12 protein-coding genes and 1 tRNA gene are annotated in these 16068 nt (G+C 73.3%); 7 read left to right on the plus strand and 6 right to left on the minus strand.

Features of this window, described 5'->3' with window-relative positions:
* Positions 1–19 precede the first annotated feature (19 nt).
* Positions 20–93, plus strand: a tRNA-Thr gene (locus GFH48_RS22045).
* A 93-nt stretch (positions 94–186) separates the two neighbouring features.
* On the opposite strand, the gene GFH48_RS22050 is transcribed toward GFH48_RS22045, so the two are convergent.
* Positions 187–1032 (minus strand): DUF4253 domain-containing protein, encoded by an 846-nt coding sequence (locus tag GFH48_RS22050; RefSeq protein ID WP_194280641.1) that lies wholly within the window; start codon positions 1030–1032, stop codon positions 187–189.
* A 213-nt stretch (positions 1033–1245) separates the two neighbouring features.
* On the opposite strand from GFH48_RS22050, the gene GFH48_RS22055 reads away from it, so the two are divergent.
* The gene (locus GFH48_RS22055) at positions 1246–2667 is read left to right on the plus strand and encodes a VMAP-C domain-containing protein (protein ID WP_153289901.1); all 1422 of its coding nucleotides are present in this window, start codon (positions 1246–1248) and stop codon (positions 2665–2667) included.
* Positions 2668–3064: 397 nt separating this feature from the next.
* Entirely contained in the window at positions 3065–6961 is a 3897-nt protein-coding gene (gene fxsT / locus GFH48_RS22060; protein WP_153289902.1) for an FxSxx-COOH system tetratricopeptide repeat protein, read from the plus strand.
* A gap of 48 nt (positions 6962–7009) precedes the next feature.
* Here fxsT and GFH48_RS22065 read toward each other — a convergent pair whose 3' ends face one another.
* The 4 genes from GFH48_RS22065 to GFH48_RS22080 form a co-directional block, all read right to left on the minus strand.
* The gene (locus GFH48_RS22065; RefSeq protein ID WP_153289903.1) at positions 7010–8824 is read right to left on the minus strand and encodes an HEXXH motif domain-containing protein; all 1815 of its coding nucleotides are present in this window, start codon (positions 8822–8824) and stop codon (positions 7010–7012) included.
* 17 nt (positions 8825–8841) lie between these two features.
* Positions 8842–9015 carry a hypothetical protein gene (locus GFH48_RS22070; protein ID WP_153289904.1) on the minus strand — a complete coding sequence of 58 codons (174 nt, stop codon included), beginning with the start codon at positions 9013–9015 and terminating at the stop codon, positions 8842–8844.
* 131 nt (positions 9016–9146) lie between these two features.
* Positions 9147–10262, minus strand: a complete 1116-nt coding sequence (locus GFH48_RS22075; RefSeq protein ID WP_153289905.1) for an effector-associated domain 2-containing protein — start codon at positions 10260–10262, stop codon at positions 9147–9149.
* Positions 10263–10265: 3 nt separating this feature from the next.
* The gene (locus GFH48_RS22080; protein ID WP_194280642.1) at positions 10266–10568 is read right to left on the minus strand and encodes a trypco2 family protein; all 303 of its coding nucleotides are present in this window, start codon (positions 10566–10568) and stop codon (positions 10266–10268) included.
* 250 nt (positions 10569–10818) lie between these two features.
* Between GFH48_RS22080 and GFH48_RS22085 the strand changes: the two genes are divergently transcribed.
* Positions 10819–10989 carry a hypothetical protein gene (locus GFH48_RS22085; RefSeq protein WP_153289906.1) on the plus strand — a complete coding sequence of 57 codons (171 nt, stop codon included), beginning with the start codon at positions 10819–10821 and terminating at the stop codon, positions 10987–10989.
* A 65-nt stretch (positions 10990–11054) separates the two neighbouring features.
* Positions 11055–12797, plus strand: a complete 1743-nt coding sequence (locus GFH48_RS22090; protein WP_153289907.1) for an HEXXH motif domain-containing protein — start codon at positions 11055–11057, stop codon at positions 12795–12797.
* Positions 12798–13006: 209 nt separating this feature from the next.
* Here the strand turns inward: GFH48_RS22090 and GFH48_RS22095 are convergent, their stop codons facing one another.
* Positions 13007–14002: an aminoglycoside phosphotransferase family protein gene (locus GFH48_RS22095; RefSeq protein WP_153289908.1), complete on the minus strand. Its 996-nt coding sequence runs from the start codon at positions 14000–14002 to the stop codon at positions 13007–13009.
* On the opposite strand from GFH48_RS22095, the gene GFH48_RS22100 reads away from it, so the two are divergent.
* Together GFH48_RS22100 and GFH48_RS22105 are read left to right on the plus strand one after the other, a co-directional pair.
* Positions 14001–14654: a rhomboid-like protein gene (locus tag GFH48_RS22100; protein ID WP_194280643.1), complete on the plus strand. Its 654-nt coding sequence runs from the start codon at positions 14001–14003 to the stop codon at positions 14652–14654. The two genes, GFH48_RS22095 and GFH48_RS22100, sit on opposite strands and share 2 nt — an antisense overlap.
* 10 nt (positions 14655–14664) lie before the next feature.
* Entirely contained in the window at positions 14665–16065 is a 1401-nt protein-coding gene (locus tag GFH48_RS22105; protein ID WP_153289909.1) for an NAD(P)/FAD-dependent oxidoreductase, read from the plus strand.
* Positions 16066–16068 lie beyond the last annotated feature (3 nt).

Here is a 16068-nt window from a genome sequence, read left to right on the forward strand (position 1 = left end):
CCGCACGCGCGCGTGTCAGGCCTCCTTAGCTCAGCTGGTCAGAGCGCCGCTCTTGTAAAGCGAAGGTCGTCGGTTCGAATCCGACAGGGGGCTCCGCCGCTCACCGTTGCCGACGCCCCCGCGATCTTGGACCGTGGGGGCGTCGACGGCCGAATGTGACGGCGGTCTCGGTCGGCGGCGCCGCCGTCAGTCCCACCAGAAGCGCCAGACCGACCGCTCCAGCAGGTCGCCGGCGTATTCGGGGAACGTGCACATTCCCTGCTCGACGGTGTCGGGGCAGGTGAGGTAGTGCTCCAGGGCGAGCACGTGCGCCTGATCGAGGTCGGCCGGCCTGGCCGCGACCGAGACGAAGGCGGTCGCGTGGCCGAGGCCGACGAGCCGCGCGCCGAACCGGTCCTCCCAGGAGCGCAGTACCGCGGACAGGTCGCCGGCGGACAGGCGGTCGGCCATGCCGGTCCATCCGATCGCGGCCGGTATGTCGGCACTGCGCGCCGCCGGTACCAGGGCGAGATGGCGAAGCGACTCCTTCCGTACGAGATGTGCCGCCGCCGCGGCGGCACTCTCGTCGGGTCCGGCTTCCCTTGCGGGTGCCACCGCCAGGCCGGGCCAGGCGTCGAAGGTCGGGCTGCCGTCGGGCCAGTCGCACTCCTCGTCGTCCTTCTCGTCCTCCTCGGGAGACGAGGGCACGGGCGGCAGGGCCTCCCGTTCCGCTCTGCGCCGACGGTAGGTGCGCCACTCCTCCAGGAGGTGGTGTCCGGCCTCCGTCCCGGATCCGTCCCGGGTGTCCCCCGGGCGCAGTGCGTCGTCGGGGTACTCGAACAGGACGGGATGCAGGCCCGTCGTCAGCCGGTCCCGGTAGAGGCTCTCCCACCACACGTCCGCGTCGTCCAGCGGTTCGTCACTGATCCACAGCACCGGGGACCGCGGAGGGCCGACGCGTGGAAGTCCGTCCCCATGCGGCGAGAGGAGCCGTCCGGCGGGCAGTCCCGCAGGCAGTCGGCGCAAGGCTTCGGGAACGTTCGCGGGAGTCACGAAGCGGAGGCTATTGCCCGGGTGTGACAGCGAGTTGACGATCCCGGCCCCGGGAAGGGGCATCCGGCGCCGTTGCCCGTGCTTTTCGCTGCCACGCCCCGTGGTGCGGCCTTACCCTGTTGGGCACCATCAGGGAGCCGCGCCAGCTGTGGAGGTAACGGGGTGAAAGGGCGCAGTCCGGATCGGGTCCGCAACGAGCTCATCGTCTCCATCGTGGACGCACTGCAGAACTCGGCCACGGTGAGCCAGGCCGGCAGCCGTGAGATCTGGCGGGAGATGCTGGCCGGTGAGCTGGCCTCGCCCGTGGAACCCTTCGGCGGGGACCGGCTGCGGCCCTGGCTGCTACAGGTGGTGAAGGCGTGCACCGCCGTCGGTGACGGCCTGGCCTGCCTGGTGCGGTCGCTGGAGTACGTGGAGCAGCAGTCGGCGACGGTCGTGGAGCTGTGGCCGCTCGTGGACGAGTGGGAGGCCGTCGACTTCTTCAACAACGCGGACCTCGGCCATCTGCGGCCCGTCCTGCTCTCGATGGGCTCCTCGGACCTGGCCGTCATGGCGCGTCGCTCCAGCCGGTCCCGGGTGCAGGAGCTGCCCGTGTGGTGCCGGACGGGGTGGCAGGTCTTCCTGCGGCTGGCGGGCGAGAACTCCCCGGCCGGTGAACTCCCGCCCAGCATGGCCTTCCTCGCGCTGTCGGCCGACCGGCTGGTGGAGGACGGCCAGGCGGAGGCCGCCGAGGTGCTGCGCCGCTTCAACCGTGGCCAGGCCGCGGCCCTGGGCGTGGAGAGCGTGCTGGCGGAACGGCAGCAGGCGGACTTCCCGCACCCCGAGCCGTCCCTCGTCCCCGCCTACCTCATGATCCAGTTCGAGCCGGACCGGATCGAGGCGGACCGCTACTACCTGTCGCACTGGCGTCAGTCCGACTCCGAGGGCTGGCATCCCGTACGCGGCGAGACCGCCCATCTGGGCCGGGAGGAGCTCCCCGGCGCGGTGGAGCGGCTGATCGAGGAGGCCGAGGAGAAGTGGGCCGACCTGCGGCAGCCGGTGATCCTCGAGTTCATACTGCCGTGGGAGCTGCTCAACGAGCCGGTGGAGTGGTGGTCGAAGGAGTCCGGGTCCGGGTCCCCGACCCCGCTGGTCCTGGACTATCCGGTGGTGGTGCGCAGCATCGAGCGGTTGCAGCGTGCCGCCTGGCACCGGCCCTGGCACCACAAGTGGCGGCAGCTGCGGGAGCGCCCGGCGGACAGCCATCCGCACTGGAGCAGCCCGGAGCGGGACGGGACGTACTTCTTCCACCTGGAACGCGAGCTGAAGGAGGACCAGCACGCGGTGTGCCTGGTGCTCAGCCAGCCGCCGGGTGACGACTCGGGCACCGGCCGGCGTGAGGTCCTGGCCGGGTTGCGGGCCGGGGTGCCCGCGATGATCTGGCACCGCAGCGACTGCGCGGACCCGAAGTTCAAGGACGCCATCGGCGAGATCCTCCAGGACCGGGGGCTGGGCAGTCTGGCGGAACGGGTCGGGGAGTGGCGCCGGGAGGCACTGGCCCTCGGTCCCGCGGCCTGGGACGGCCACGTCGGTCGCCATCTGGCCATTCTGCTCGACGACCCCGAGCGCAAGCCGAGCCCGCCCGGACCGGTGTAGGGCGTCGTGCCCCCGCGGCCCGGAGGGGACCTCCGACCGGCGCACGGAGGCGGGTACCCCGTGGTCTTGCACGCGCCATCGCCGAGTGCCACGCTGGTGCCGAGACAGACTCACCGGCTGTCCACAGGGGGTGGGTTCCGCCGAACGGGTGGGTACCGCCCGGCGATTGAGTTTCGGTCGGTCCTGCCGCCCCCTGTGGCCTGCCGTCTTGCACCGCACGCAGACCACTGCCAGGCTTGGCACGTGGATGTCACGCATGCCCGCGGACTGCGGGACTCCTCCTCGGTGCTCCCTCCGTCGTCGGGCATGACCGGACGCTCTGAGGGCGCTTATGCAGCGTGACGACGGCCCACGACCACCATCGGCGCGGGCTTCTGGCGACGCGTCACCGTGCGCGGTGGCGCATGCTCTGCGGGGCCTGGAGGCCGCCGGGTCCGCGGACCGTCCGTCCGTCCTGCTCGTCGTGGACGACTACGTGACCATGCGGGTCTGGGACGAGACGGCCGGCCGGCTGGCCGACGAGCTCGCCGGCCACGGAGCGCTCGGCCCGGTCACACGCTTACGGCTGCTGGGATCCGACGACACCGAGCCCGGCCGTATCCGGCTGGAGCACCTTCCCCCGCCCGTGGGTGAACACCGGGTGGTGCTGGTGCTGACCGACGGGCTGGCGGCGGGCTGGCGGTCGGACGCGGTGCTGCCGCTGCTCAGGGAACTGGGCCGCTCCGAACCCCTCGCGGTGTTCCACCTGCTGCCGCAGCGGCTCTGGTTCCGCACCGGTCTCGACGTGCACCGCATGCGGCTGAAGTCCGGGCGTCCCTGGGCGCCGAACGACTCCCTGCGATGGGAGCTGCGCACCTCCCCCCTCGAACCCGTGGACGACGATCCGGCGGCGCGCTCCGGTGTGGTGCCGGTCCCCGTCCTGGAGCGGACCGACCACTCGCTCTCCGACTGGGCGGACCTGGTGGCGGCCCGCGCCGGGGACTGGGTGGAGATGTCGGGCGTCCGGGCCCGGGACTGGAAGCGGCGGCCGGACGCCGCCCGTGCCGTCCCGTGGGTCGACGACGTTCCCGACCCCGCCAGCGCGGTGCCGCCGTGGGAGCGGGTCTCGGAGTTCCGGGCCGCCGCGTCGCCCACCGCGTTCGCCCTGGCCACCCGTCTCGCCGCGGCACCGCTGACGCTGCGCGTGATGAGCGCCCTGACGGCGTCGGTGCCGGGCGCCGGACCGGCCCATGTCACCGAGCTGCTGATGAGCGGTCTGGTACGGCCGGCCGGTGCGGAGACCGAGCGCGCGGCCGAGATGGTCTTCGCCTTCGGCCCGAACATCCGCCAGGAGTTACTGGCGTTGGCCCGGCGCCGGGACACCGCCCGGGTGCTGCACGACGTACGGGTGCTGATGGCGGCCGCTCCGGAGGACTCCGAGCCGGTCCTGCCCGCCCCGGACGAACCCGTCGAGGCGACCGGTGTGCCGCCCGTGACCCCACGCAACGTGGCGTTCCTGCGCGTCGAACTGACCGCGCTGCGCGCCCTGTCCGGACGTTTCCTGCCCCGGGCCGAGCGTCTGGCGCGGGCCGTGCGGGAGTACGACCGGCAGAACACCGTCGATCTGCGCAAGGACGCGGGCACCCGCGCCCGGCCCCGGCCTCCGGCCGGCCGGGCGAACCGGGACGCCGCAGACGCCCCGAGGGGGCCCGAGACAACTTCAGAAGGAGCCACGACCATGGCCACCACGCAGCAGCCCACGGTGGAGAACGCGCGTTCGGCGCAGCCGCGCATCTGGGGGAACATCCCTCCGCGCAATCCCAACTTCACCGGCCGCGTGGACCTCCTTGAGCAGTTGAGCGACCGTCTGCGGCGGGAGGGCACGACCACCGTGCTGCCCGAGGCGATCCACGGCATGGGCGGTGTCGGCAAGACCCAGCTGGCGATCGAGTACGCCTACCGCCACCAGTCGGAGTACGACATCGTCTGGTGGATCCCGGCGGAGCGTCCCGGCCAGATCGGCCAGGCCCTGGTGGAACTCGCCCAGAGGCTCGGGCTCGGCACCAGCGCCGAGGCCAACATCGCCGGGCCCGCGGTGCGCGAGGCGCTGCGCGAGGGCCGGCCGTACTCCCGCTGGCTGCTGATCTTCGACAACGCGGACAGTCCGGAACGCGTCCGGGACTACTTCCCCACGGGCGGCAGCGGCACCATCCTCGTCACCTCCCGCAACCGGCGCTGGAGCGTCGTCGGCCCCTCCCTGGAGGTCGACGTCTTCACCAGGGCGGAGAGCAAGGAGCTGTTGCGCCGTTCCAGCGCCTACGGAGAGGATCTCGCCGACGCCGAGGCGGACCGGCTGGCCGAGGCTCTCGGTGACCTTCCGCTCGCGCTGGAACAGGCCGCCGCCTGGCGGGCGGAGACCGGGATGCCCGTCTCGGAGTATCTGCGTCTGTTCGAACACAAGCGCAGTGAGCTGCTCGAGGTGTCGCCGCCCCCGGACTACCAGCTCCCGGTCGCGGCCGCGTGGAACGTCTCCCTCGACCACCTGGAGACCCGCAGCCTCACCGCCCTGCGGCTGCTCCAGCTCTGCTCCTACTTCGCGCCGGACCCCATCTCCCGCTCCATCTTCTCCGGCCTCGGCGGCAGCAGCATCGACACCGAACTCGACCGTGCCCTCAACGACCCCATGCGGCTCGCGCGTGCCATACGGGAGATCAACCGCTATTCGCTGGCCCGTATCGACCACCGTACGAACTCGATCGAGATGCACCGCCTGGTCCAGGCGGTGCTGATCAACCGGATGACGCCCGAGGAGCAGAACCGCATGCGCAACGGCGCCCACACGCTGTTGGCCGCCGCCGACCCCAAGGGGCCCAACCAGGCGGCCAACTGGCCGCGCTACGCCGAGTTGTACGGGCATGTCATCGCGTCGGGTGCCATCGAGTCCGATCAGCCGTGGGTGCGCGAGCTGGTGCGGAACGTGGCCAGGTACCTCTGGTACTGGGGCGACCACAAGGTCGCCGTCGAGTTCTCCGAGCAGGCGTGGCGGACCTGGCAGCGGCTGTACGGCGACGAGGACCAGCAGACACGGCTGATGGGCTGGTGGCTGTGCTTCCTGTATCTGAAGGTCGGCAGCCACGACGACGCGGCCCGGGTGGTGGCCCAGCTCAAGGACGTCTACGCCCGCACCGCGCCGGCGGACCGGGAGGACACCCGCGAGGACGCCCTGGAGACGATCAACCTGGAAGCCGCGGTGCGCCGCGTGGAGGGCGACTTCGCCGCCGGCGCCGAGCTGGACGAGATGGCCTACGAGCGGGCCCGGCGGGCTTTCGGCGAGGACGACCCCACGACCCTGGTCACCGCCCACAACCTCGGCGTGAGCCTGCGCATGGTCGGCGACTTCCAGCGCGCTCTGGAGCTGGACCGGCACACGCACGCGATGAAGGCGCGGCTGTACGGCCGTGATCACACGCAGTCGCTGATGACCGAGGCGAGCATCGCCATCGACGTCCGCGAGACGGGCGACTACGTCGGCGCGCGGTCCCTCCAGCAGGCCGTCGCCGACGGCTATCAGGCTGTCCTGGGTGCGGGCAACCCCTCGACCCTGCAGGCCGTCCGGCAGCTGAGCGAGGCCTGCCGCAAGGAGGGTGACCACGCCACCGCGCTGGAGCTGGCGCGCGAGGCGTTCAATCAGCTGACCCGCCGCTACGGGGACACGCACCCCGAGGCGCTGATGGCGGCCCTCGCCCTGTCGGTGGCCCTGCGGCACAACGGCGAGCTGGAAGCGGCCCGCGACCGCGGGGAGAAGGCCTGCGAGCGGTTCCGCAAGATCTTCCGGTCCGATCACCCGCACGTCCTGGCGGCCGACATCGACCTCGCGGTCACGCTGCGGCTGCTCGGCCGGGTGGAGGAGGCCAGGCAGCGGGACGAGGCGGCGCTGGAGTCGCTGACCGCGCGGCTCGGGGCGAACCATCCGACCGTGCTGGTCTGTGCCATCAACCTGGCGAGCGACCTGAGCGCGCTGGGGCGGACCGCGGAGGCCCGGGAACTGGGCGAGAGCACGCTGGCGTCGTGCCGGGCCCGCCAGGGCGAGGATCACCCCACCACGCTGGTGTGCGCGGCCAACCTCTCCCTCGACCTCGTCGCCGTCGGCGAGGAGGCGGAGGGAGAGGCACTGCGCGCGGACGTCCTGGAGCGCATGGAGCGCGTGCTGGACGCGCCGCGGCTGAGCGCGGCCCAGCTCACCCCGCACCCCGCCACCGAACAGGCCCGTTCCGGGGAGCGCTGCGACTGCGACATCGACCCGATGCAGCTGTGACCCGGGGGCGGTCGGCTCCGCGGGGCCGACCCCGGGCGGTCGGGCCGGTCAGGGGAGGGACGAGCCGAGCCACGCGGCGAGGCGGACCGGTTCCGCGGGCGTGCCCGCGGAACCGGAGAGCGCCGACTGCACGGCCCGCGCCCGTTCGGGGTGGCGGCACAGCAGCCGGGCCGCCGCCCGGTCCGTGCCGGCCATCTCCAGCGCCCGGCCCAGACCGGCCCAGGCTCCGGCCCGCCCGGGATCCAGGGCCAGTTGTGCCACGTACGCGTGGCGGGCGGCCGTGGCGTCGCCCACGGCCAGCAGGGCGTCGCCGGTCAGGGCACCGGTGACCCGGGCGGCGGTCTTCTCGGGTTCCTCGGGGGAGCGGCGGTCGTCGTCCCGGCCGGCGAGGTGGTGACGGACGAGCATCGCCAGGCTGTCCAGCCAGCGCGCGGAGGGGTCGAACACCACGTCGGGCGTGGCGGCCAGGGCGGCCGGCGGTGCGCTGTCCCCCCGGAGCCAGGCGCGCACGGCCTCGTCCACCGCCGGTGCGGCGGGCCGCAGATGGTGGGCCCGCCAGCGGGTCGCGTGGTCGGCGGCGCACAGCCGGGCCAGGGCGAGCGGTTCCTCGGGGACCGGATCCGCCAGCCACCGGGCGCACAGGTCGCGCAGGGTGTCCAGCAGGCCGGCACCGAGCGGGGTGAGGTGCGGATGGCCGTGGACCTGGTCCATCGCGGTCGCGACGTGGGCCCGCCACAGCGCGAACTCGAAGTGCGCCATGCTCCGGTGGGCCCCGGCGCCCTCGCGGTGGGCGTGCCAGAAGCGGGTGATTCCCATGAACGCGTAGATGCCCTGGAGCAGTCCCTGGAGCGGTCGGGGGTCGTCCCGCCAGGGCGCGTACCACCGCTCGGTACCGCCGTCGGCACGGCGGTCCAGGAGCGGCGTCAGGTGCAGCAGTCCGCCCAGCTTGGTGTGCTGGAACTCGTGCACGAGCGTCACGGCCAGCTGGACGGCGTCGTCCGGCTCCGAGAGCTCGATACCGCCGAACGCGTCCCCCGACGTCACGCTGCGCGGCCGGAACCTTTCCCTCGCGGAGGTGGGGCTGAGGGAGAACACGCCCCGCCGCATGGCCTCGGCCGTCGCGGGCTGCTCCCGCAGCAGTACCGTCCAGGCCCGCTCCAGCACGTGCCGCCACTGCGCGGCGGCCTCCTCGGAGAGCGGACGCGGCTCCGTCGGGCGGGGGTACGTGCGGTACGGGTCCACGTCGTCTAGTACCACCGCGAGCCGTCGGTCCGCCGGCCCCACCGTGAGCCGGCGCACGGCGTGCCACCCCGGTCCCGGCGTGCCGGGCGGGAGGGGCACCGGGACCGTCGCGCCGGGCGTCTCCACCACGGCGTGTCCGGCCTCGGCCCGTACCGTGGCCGTCGTCCACGGCCCGGTCGCGGGCAGCACCGCGCAGCCCAGGGTCGGCAGCGGCACCCGGCCGTGCCGCACGGGGACCTCGATGGTGAAGTCCAGGCCGGCGAGCAGTCCCGCGGCGGCGGCGAGGGCGCAGACATGACCGGTATCGACCCACAGGGGGGGCTCGTCCCGCGGCACCGTGGCGCGCAGTCTGCGCAGCGTCCCGGCGAGCCACATGCCTGTCTGCGGATACATCAGGACGTCGTCGACGACGGACGGGGAGGCACGCTGGGCTTCGCTGAGGAGGTCCCAGGCGGGACCGAGGCCGGTCGCGTCGTCGAGGAGCCGCAACAGCAGCAGGCGGCGGCTTCGTTCGGCTCCGAGGATGAGCTCGACGGTGGCCGGTCCTCCTTCACCGCGGGCCAGTTCGGCCAGACTGCCGGGCGGCAGGCGATGACGCGGCAGAGAGGGCTCAGCGCGCACGGGCGGCCTCGGCGTCGTCAATCGAAACGTTCCGCCTCGCCACCGCCGAAGCCGTTGACGCTGGCGAGGGTGTGATCGATCCTCTGCAGCAGCTCCTCCAGGGATATGGCGAGATCCCGACCGTCCATGGAGCGCAGCGTTTCAAGGGACACCCCCGCGAGATCGACAAGATTGGACTCGACGGCGGCCACAGACGGCTCCATGACGGCCAAACCCCTTCCCCCCGGCTACAGATGTGGATACGGGCTGCTCACATCCTCCTGATAATGGCCCGCCGCACCGGGGATGAAACCCCGTGTCCGCGCGGCCCCGCCATATCAGGTCAGCGGTTTCCATCGGCTCGGCGGTGGCGCCGGGACAACTCCACCGCCTCCTGGTCCATTCGGGCCACCCCGGCGGAGTCGCCCTCCAACAACCGTATCGCTTCCAGCAGTTGGTCCAGGGTTCCCGGATAGCGCAGACAGGTGCCGAGGATCCCGAACAGGTCCGGCCGCAGGGCCGGTGACCGGGGGCTCATCGCCGAGACCACCGGGTCGACGCTGTCCAGGAGCAGGGCCAGGGACGCGGGGTTGCGCACCGCCGGCAGGTCGGTCAACGCGCCCACCAGCCCGTTGAGTTCACGCAGGGGCAGCCGGTCGGGGAGGTGAGTCAGGGCGGCCGGGCCCGGCGTGGCGGTCCCGGGACAGGGGAGCCGGACCAGCCCGGACGCCGAGGCGGGAAGGCCGGCGCACTCGCGCAGCACGGCCAGTTCGGTCCCGGTCAGCAGCCCGTACCAGCGTTCCACGCGCACCGCGGCCAGCCGGCCCAGCCCGTCCGTGCGGTGGTGGGCGCTGACCAGGCCGACGAGCGTGCCGTCGTGCCAGACGGCGGCGCCCGACATGCCCTCCCAGGGCGACCGGTCCGGTTCGGCGTCCGACTCCGGTGGGGTGACCGCGAGTTCGAGGGTGCCCTCGCGGCGGTTGGACAGCACCGAGGTGATGCCCGTGGCGTGGCAGGAGTCGCGGTACTGGGAGGCCGAGCCGTCGTCGAGCAGCCGCATCCGGTCCTCGCGCAGCTTGAACCGCGGAAAGCCCATCGCGCTGCACGGCAGGACGACGTCCGCGTCGGGGACCGCGCCGTAGGAGGGCGGTTCGGGTCCGGTCGCGTGCCCGTCCAGCGGCACGGACCCGGCGATCTCCAGGAGCGCCACGTCCGCCTTGTCGGAGGCCAGGACCACCCGCGCGGTCGCCGTCCACTCCGCGGCGCGGTCCGCCTCGAACCGTACGCCCGCGGTTCCCCCCTCCGCGCCGCGGACCACGTGCGCCGCGGTGAGTACCCAGCGGAGCCCGACCCGGTACCCGGAACCGCGCCGCCCGGGACCCCGGCCCGCCAGCGGACGCACCATCACCTCCGCCACCCGGACCGGATCCAGTCCGCGGCGCGGGTCGTGCCCCGGCACGGCTCAGCGCTCCCGGTCGGCCTCGGCCCCGCCCACCCACGGCGCCCGTCCGCCGCCGCTGTGGGTGCGCGGATCGAGCGTCAGCTTCACCCGGTGCGTGACGCTGTCGGCCACGCGTCCGTCCGCGCCCGCCTCCACCACCCAGAAACGGATCTTCCCGCCCGCCGCCGCCGACCGCTCCACGACCACGGCCGCCTCCAGTTCCACCGGACCCACCTCGAAGTACAGATCCTCCCCCTCCGCCGCCGTCCGGGCCGCGGTCAGTTCCCTGCGCAACTCCTCGATCAGTTCAGCGAGTTCAATCACACCTGGTCCCTACCCGAACCGCCCACGCGCCACTCGGTCCGGGGCCGTCACCCGATCCGGGACGATCGTGCGGTGTGGCTCTGTGTGACCCCTCCGATGCACTAGAGTCACTCAAGCGGTCTGAAATCCGATGGAAAGCCATATTTCAGTGGTACATAGGGCATTGATCGCAGATCCCGTGCACGGATTCCGCACGCGGATCGCGCATCACAGACCCGATCGCACACCTTCACCGCACAGGGGCGCCGCCATGGAGAAGTCCGGAGTCGAGTCCGAGCTGATCGACCTCAGCGACGTTCCGCTGGACGCGTGGCCCCTTCTCGACCTGCCGTCCGCGTCGGGCTCCATGCGCCGGCTGCTCAGCCGCATCGACGACCCGGCCAGCAGCCTCGGCGGCTACAACCCGCAGCGCGAGGCATAGCCGCCGGAGGCGACCGCCCGAAGGCGTCGCCGCACCCTCCCCAGCAGCAACGAACAGGCTCCCCCATGCACCAGACGGCCCGACCCCACGTCCTTTCACCGCGGTCGTTCGACGAGCTGCTGGGCGGCGGGGGCGGCCCCGCGACGGTCGACATGCTGCGCAGGAGCGAGCGGAGCTGGCGGCTGCTCGTCGTACGGGCCCTGCTCGACTCGGCGGCGACGGCGCCGCCCGGCCCACTGCCCCCCTTGGCGGAGGGCTGGCGGCTGCTGTCCCGCGCCTGGGCCGCGTCCGAGGAGGCGCGGGAGGCGGTGGAACGGCTGCTCGGATATCCGGCGGTCGGCGTGTGGGCCGCGCACACGCTGCGCCGGCTGCGCGGGACCGCCCAGGACGACACGCCCCTCTGGGCGGACACCGGACACCTCCACGCCATCGCGGCGGCCGCGGCCGTCCGCGCCGGCCTTGAGTTCCGCGCCGAGATCCCGGTCCGGCACGGATGGGCGGTGCTGCCCGCGCTCGGGGCGATGCGGGTACCCGGCCCCGCCGACTGGGACGTGGCCGAGGTCTCCGCCTCCGCCGGACGCGTGCGGATCGCCGGACGCCCGCTGGAGGGACCGGACTGGCACGCCCTGACGGAGCTGCGCGCCGCCGGCTGCACCCTGCTCCTCGACGACACCGACCCCTACCGTGACCTGCGGAGACCGAGCCGGGTGGAACCGGTCGCCGCTGCCGGTGAGTGGCAGGAACTCTTCGCCCCGGCCTGGGACATCCTCCGGCGCACCGACACCGAGGCGGCGCGGGCGCTGGCGGGCGGGCTGGTGTCGGTGGTGCCCCGCCCGCGCGCCGAGCGGTTCCGGCCGCACAGCGCGTCGTCGGGCGAGGCCTTCGGCGGCGCCCTGGCCTCGGCGCCGGACGACGCCGAACAGTTCGCGGCGACGCTGGTGCACGAGTTCCAGCACAACAAACTCAGTGCGTTCATGCACCTGTTCACCCTGTACGACGACCGGGACGACCGGCTGCACTACGCCCCCTGGCGCGACGATCCACGACCGCTGGGCGGCCTCCTCCAGGGCGTGTACGCCTTCTTCGGCGTCACCGCGTTCTGGCGGCGGCGCGTCCATGTGCTCGGGCAGTTCGAGTTCGCCCTGTGGCGCTGCCAGACGGCGCACGCGCTGCGCGCGATCGGCTCGTCGGACGGCCTCGACGAGCTGGGGCGGCGACTGGTGGCCGAACTGACGCGGCGCGTCGAACCCTGGCTGGACGAACCGGTCGACGTGCGGGCCAGGGGCGCGGCCGCCCTGGCCGTCGCGGACCACCGGGCGAGCTGGCGCGCCCACCATCTGCGGCCCGCGGCGGAGACGGTCCGCGCGCACGCGGCGGCCTGGTCCCTCGGCGAACCGCTCCCGCTCGCCGTGGACCCGGCGCCCGTCCCCGGCGGCTCCTACGGCAGCCCGCGCCGCGGGTTCGACACACGGGCGGTGCTCCTGCGCTGGCTGCTGGCCGACCCGGCGGGTTTCGCGGCACTGCGCGACGATCCCGGCGCCGTGGTCGCGGGCGCCCTCGACGAGGACGTCGCGCTGGTGGAGGGCCGTACGGCGGAGGCGCTCCAGGCGTTCCACGAGCGTGCGGTCCGCGGTGGTGACCCCGACGCCTGGGTGGGCCTCGGGCTGGCGGCGCGGGCCGGCGCGGACCTGGCCGGCGAGGGCCTGCTGGCCCACCCCGAACTCGCGATGGCCCTGCACACCGCGCTGGACGGGCGAGCCGACCCGCTGGAACTGGGGCGCGCCCTGGCTCCCGTGTGTGGGGTGTGAGCCATGAGCTGTCCGGTGTGAGCCGTGAGCGCTCAGCCGTGAGCGCTCAGCCGTGAGCGCTCAGCCGTGAGCCCTCGGGCGTGAGGCGTGAGCCCTCGGGCGTGAGGCGTGGGCCATCAGGTGTGAGGCGTTGGGCCGGGCCCGGCCCACGGGCACTCCCGGCGCCGGCCGCGCCGGTGGGCCCGTGACACGAATGGCGGACACGCGGACTACGTGACCGCCCGCAACCGGCGGGCGATCTCCAGGTCGACCGGCTCCAGCGGGCGGCCGCCCTCGATCTCCCACAGAGTGTTCTGTAGGACACGGCCGAGGGTCCAGGCGCGGGCCCGCGCGCGCTCCAGACCCATGACGTCGGTCATCGCGTCGAAGCGCCGGCGGATCTCGGCGGGCTCGAAGCGGTTGCGGAGCGCGGGACAGAGCTCGAATCCGGGGTCGCCCGCGAGCGGCTTGGGGTCGATGGCGACCCAGGGCGCGCGTCCGGCGACCTGGCCATGGTCGTGGTCGCCGTTGTCGTTGTCGTCGTCGTGGTGTTCGTCGGAGTCGTCGTGGTGGAGGCCGCGCAGGACATTGTCGTAGTGGAGGTCCCAGTGGAGGAGACGGTCGCCCGGCTCGGTCACCACCTCGCGCACCGCCGCGGCGCAGTCCCCGACGAGCCGCCGGTCGGACGGGTCCGGAATCCGCCGGAGCGCGCCCGGTACCCGCTCCAGCATGTCCGCCGCGATGTCCCCGAGCCGCCGCACGCCCTCCGGCGCCGCCACGGCCGTCAGCCGGGCCAGCAGCCGCGCGACGACGAGGGCGGCCTCGCGCGTGTCGGGAAGGTGCGTCAACATACGGGTGTGGTCGAGCCGTTCGAGCAGCAGGGTGCAGGTGGCCCTGTCGTGGTCGAGAAGCCGTACGGCGCCGCCGCCGGCCCAGGCGCGCAGCGCGAGCGGCTCACCCGCGTTCTCCTCGTCGAGAAGCTGGAGCTTCAGCACGGCCGGGGTCGCGTCGGCCCGGCGCACCGGCAGCACCAGCGCCCCCACGCCGTGCATCGAGGGGCCGTCGAGGCGCAGCTCCCAGCGGTCCAGGAAGTGGGCCGCTTGCCGCGGGAGCGCGGCGACGAAGGCACGCCCCGCCGCTCCGTTGTACCGGTGCTGCGAGGCGGCCAGGGCGTCCGGTACGTCGATCACCCGGCCGACCCTACGCGCGGGGGAGCGGCGGCCCATGCGCGTTGACCGGATCCTGCGCTCCGCGCGGAGCTACATACGCAGCGCCCCCGGGACCTACACCTGGCTGGGCGTCCTCTTCTTCACCACCGTGGCCCTGCACCACATGTCGCCGGACTTCGAGGAGGAGTTCCTGCGGCAGCGGTCCACCAACATCCACGAACTGTCGAACGACCCGCTGCGGGTGCTGATCTCCAGCGCGATGTGGATCGACGGCGGCTACTGGTTCCCGTACGCCTTTCTCTTCACGGTGTTCCTCGCGCAGGCGGAGCGCTGGCTCGGCACCGTGCGCTGGCTGATCGTGTGCGTGGCCTCGCACGTGCTGGCGACGCTCGCCAGCGAGGGGGCGCTGCTGGGGGCGGTACGGCGCGGGCTGGCACCGGAGTCCGCCGTGAACACCCTCGACATCGGGGTGAGTTACTCACTGGCGGGGGTGATCGCCGTGCTCACGTACCGGATCGCGGCGCCCTGGCGGTATCCGTATCTGGCGGCGGTCCTGGTCTTCTACGGGCTGCCGGTCCTCGGTGATCCCACCCTCACCCAATGCGGGCATTTCCTCTCCGTGGTGATCGGTCTGGGCTGCTATCCGCTGGTCAGAGGCCGTGGAAAAACACGGAATCCGAAGGAGACACTGGCCACTCCCAGGGGTTAACGTCCCGGCCATGAGCAGCAGCGGCACCGTCAACGGCGGCATCTCCTTCTGGTACGCGGACGACGGGCTGCCCGTCCCGCGCGAGCCCCTGCCGGGCGACGCGAGCGCCGATGTCGTGATCGTCGGGGGCGGCTACACGGGTCTGTGGACCGCGTACTACCTGAAGGAGGCGGCGCCCTCGCTGCGCGTCACCGTCCTGGAGCAGAGGTTCTGCGGGTACGGCGCGTCGGGACGCAACGGCGGCTGGCTCTACAACGGTGTCGCGGGCCGCGACCGGTACGCGAGGCTGCACGGCCACGAGGCCGCCGTCCGGCTGCAGAGGGCGATGAACGAGACGGTCGACGAGGTCGTCCGGGTCGCCGCGCGGGAGGGCATCGAGGCGGACGTCCACCAGGGCGGCGTCCTGGAGGTGGCGTACACGCCCGCGCAGCTGGCCCGCCTGAAGGCCTTCCACGAGCACGAGCTGTCGTACGGGGAGCGGGACCGCGAGTTGTACGGCGCGCGCGAGACCGCCGAGCGGGTCCGGGTCGCGGGCGCCGTCGGTTCGGCCTGGACGCCGCACGGGGCGCGTCTGCACCCGGTGAAACTGGTGAAGGGTCTGGCGGCGGCCGCCGAGGCGCTCGGGGTGACGATCCACGAGCGGACGCCGGTCACGGAGATCCGTCCCGGGCACGCGGTGACACCGTACGGAACGGTCCGCGCCCCCTACGTCCTGCGCTGCACGGAGGGCTTCACCGCCTCGCTGAAGGGCCAACGGCGCACCTGGCTGCCCATGAACTCGTCGATGATCGCGACGCAGCGGCTGTCGCCCGAGCAGTGGGCGCGGATCGGCTGGGAGGGCCGCGAGACGCTCGGCGACATGGCGCACGCCTACATGTACGCGCAGCGCACCGCCGACGACCGCATCGCGCTCGGCGGCCGGGGTGTCCCCTACCGCTTCGGCTCGCGCACCGACCACGACGGCGGCACGCGGCAGGCGACCGTCGACGCCCTGTACGGGATCCTGGTCCGCTTCTTCCCGTCCCTGGCCGGCGTCCGGGTGGAGCACGCGTGGTCGGGTGTCCTCGGTGTGCCGCGCGACTGGTGCGCCACGGTCACCCTGGACCGCGCGACCGGCCTCGGCTGGGCCGGCGGTTACGTCGGCTCCGGCGTCGCCACCACCAACCTCGCCGCCCGCACCCTGCGCGACCTCGTCCGCCTCGACTCGGGTCAGGCGGGCCCGACCGGGCTGACCGGCCTGCCCTGGGTCGGCCACAAGGTACGCAAGTGGGAGCCGGAGCCGTTCCGCTGGATCGGGGTGCACGGCATGTACGCGACCTACCGCAGCGCGGACCGCCGCGAACTGACCACGCACAGCGCCGAGTCGTCCCGGCTGGCGCGGCTGGCGGACCGGGTGGCCGGGCGGCACTGACAG

Origin of the sequence: Streptomyces fagopyri, assembly GCF_009498275.1 — a bacterium.
In the GTDB taxonomy this organism is placed as follows: Bacteria; Actinomycetota; Actinomycetes; order Streptomycetales; family Streptomycetaceae; genus Streptomyces; species Streptomyces fagopyri.

Excerpts from the sequence above, each read along its gene's own strand:
- GFH48_RS22105 (WP_153289909.1), top strand. The coding sequence starts at position 14,665 with ATGAGCAGCAGCGGCACCGTCAACGGCGGCATCTCCTTCTGGTACGCG.
- GFH48_RS22085 (WP_153289906.1), top strand. The coding sequence starts at position 10,819 with ATGGAGAAGTCCGGAGTCGAGTCCGAGCTGATCGACCTCAGCGACGTT.
- GFH48_RS22090 (WP_153289907.1), top strand. The coding sequence starts at position 11,055 with ATGCACCAGACGGCCCGACCCCACGTCCTTTCACCGCGGTCGTTCGAC.
- GFH48_RS22100 (WP_194280643.1), top strand. The coding sequence starts at position 14,001 with ATGCGCGTTGACCGGATCCTGCGCTCCGCGCGGAGCTACATACGCAGC.
- GFH48_RS22095 (WP_153289908.1), bottom strand. The coding sequence starts at position 14,002 with ATGGGCCGCCGCTCCCCCGCGCGTAGGGTCGGCCGGGTGATCGACGTA.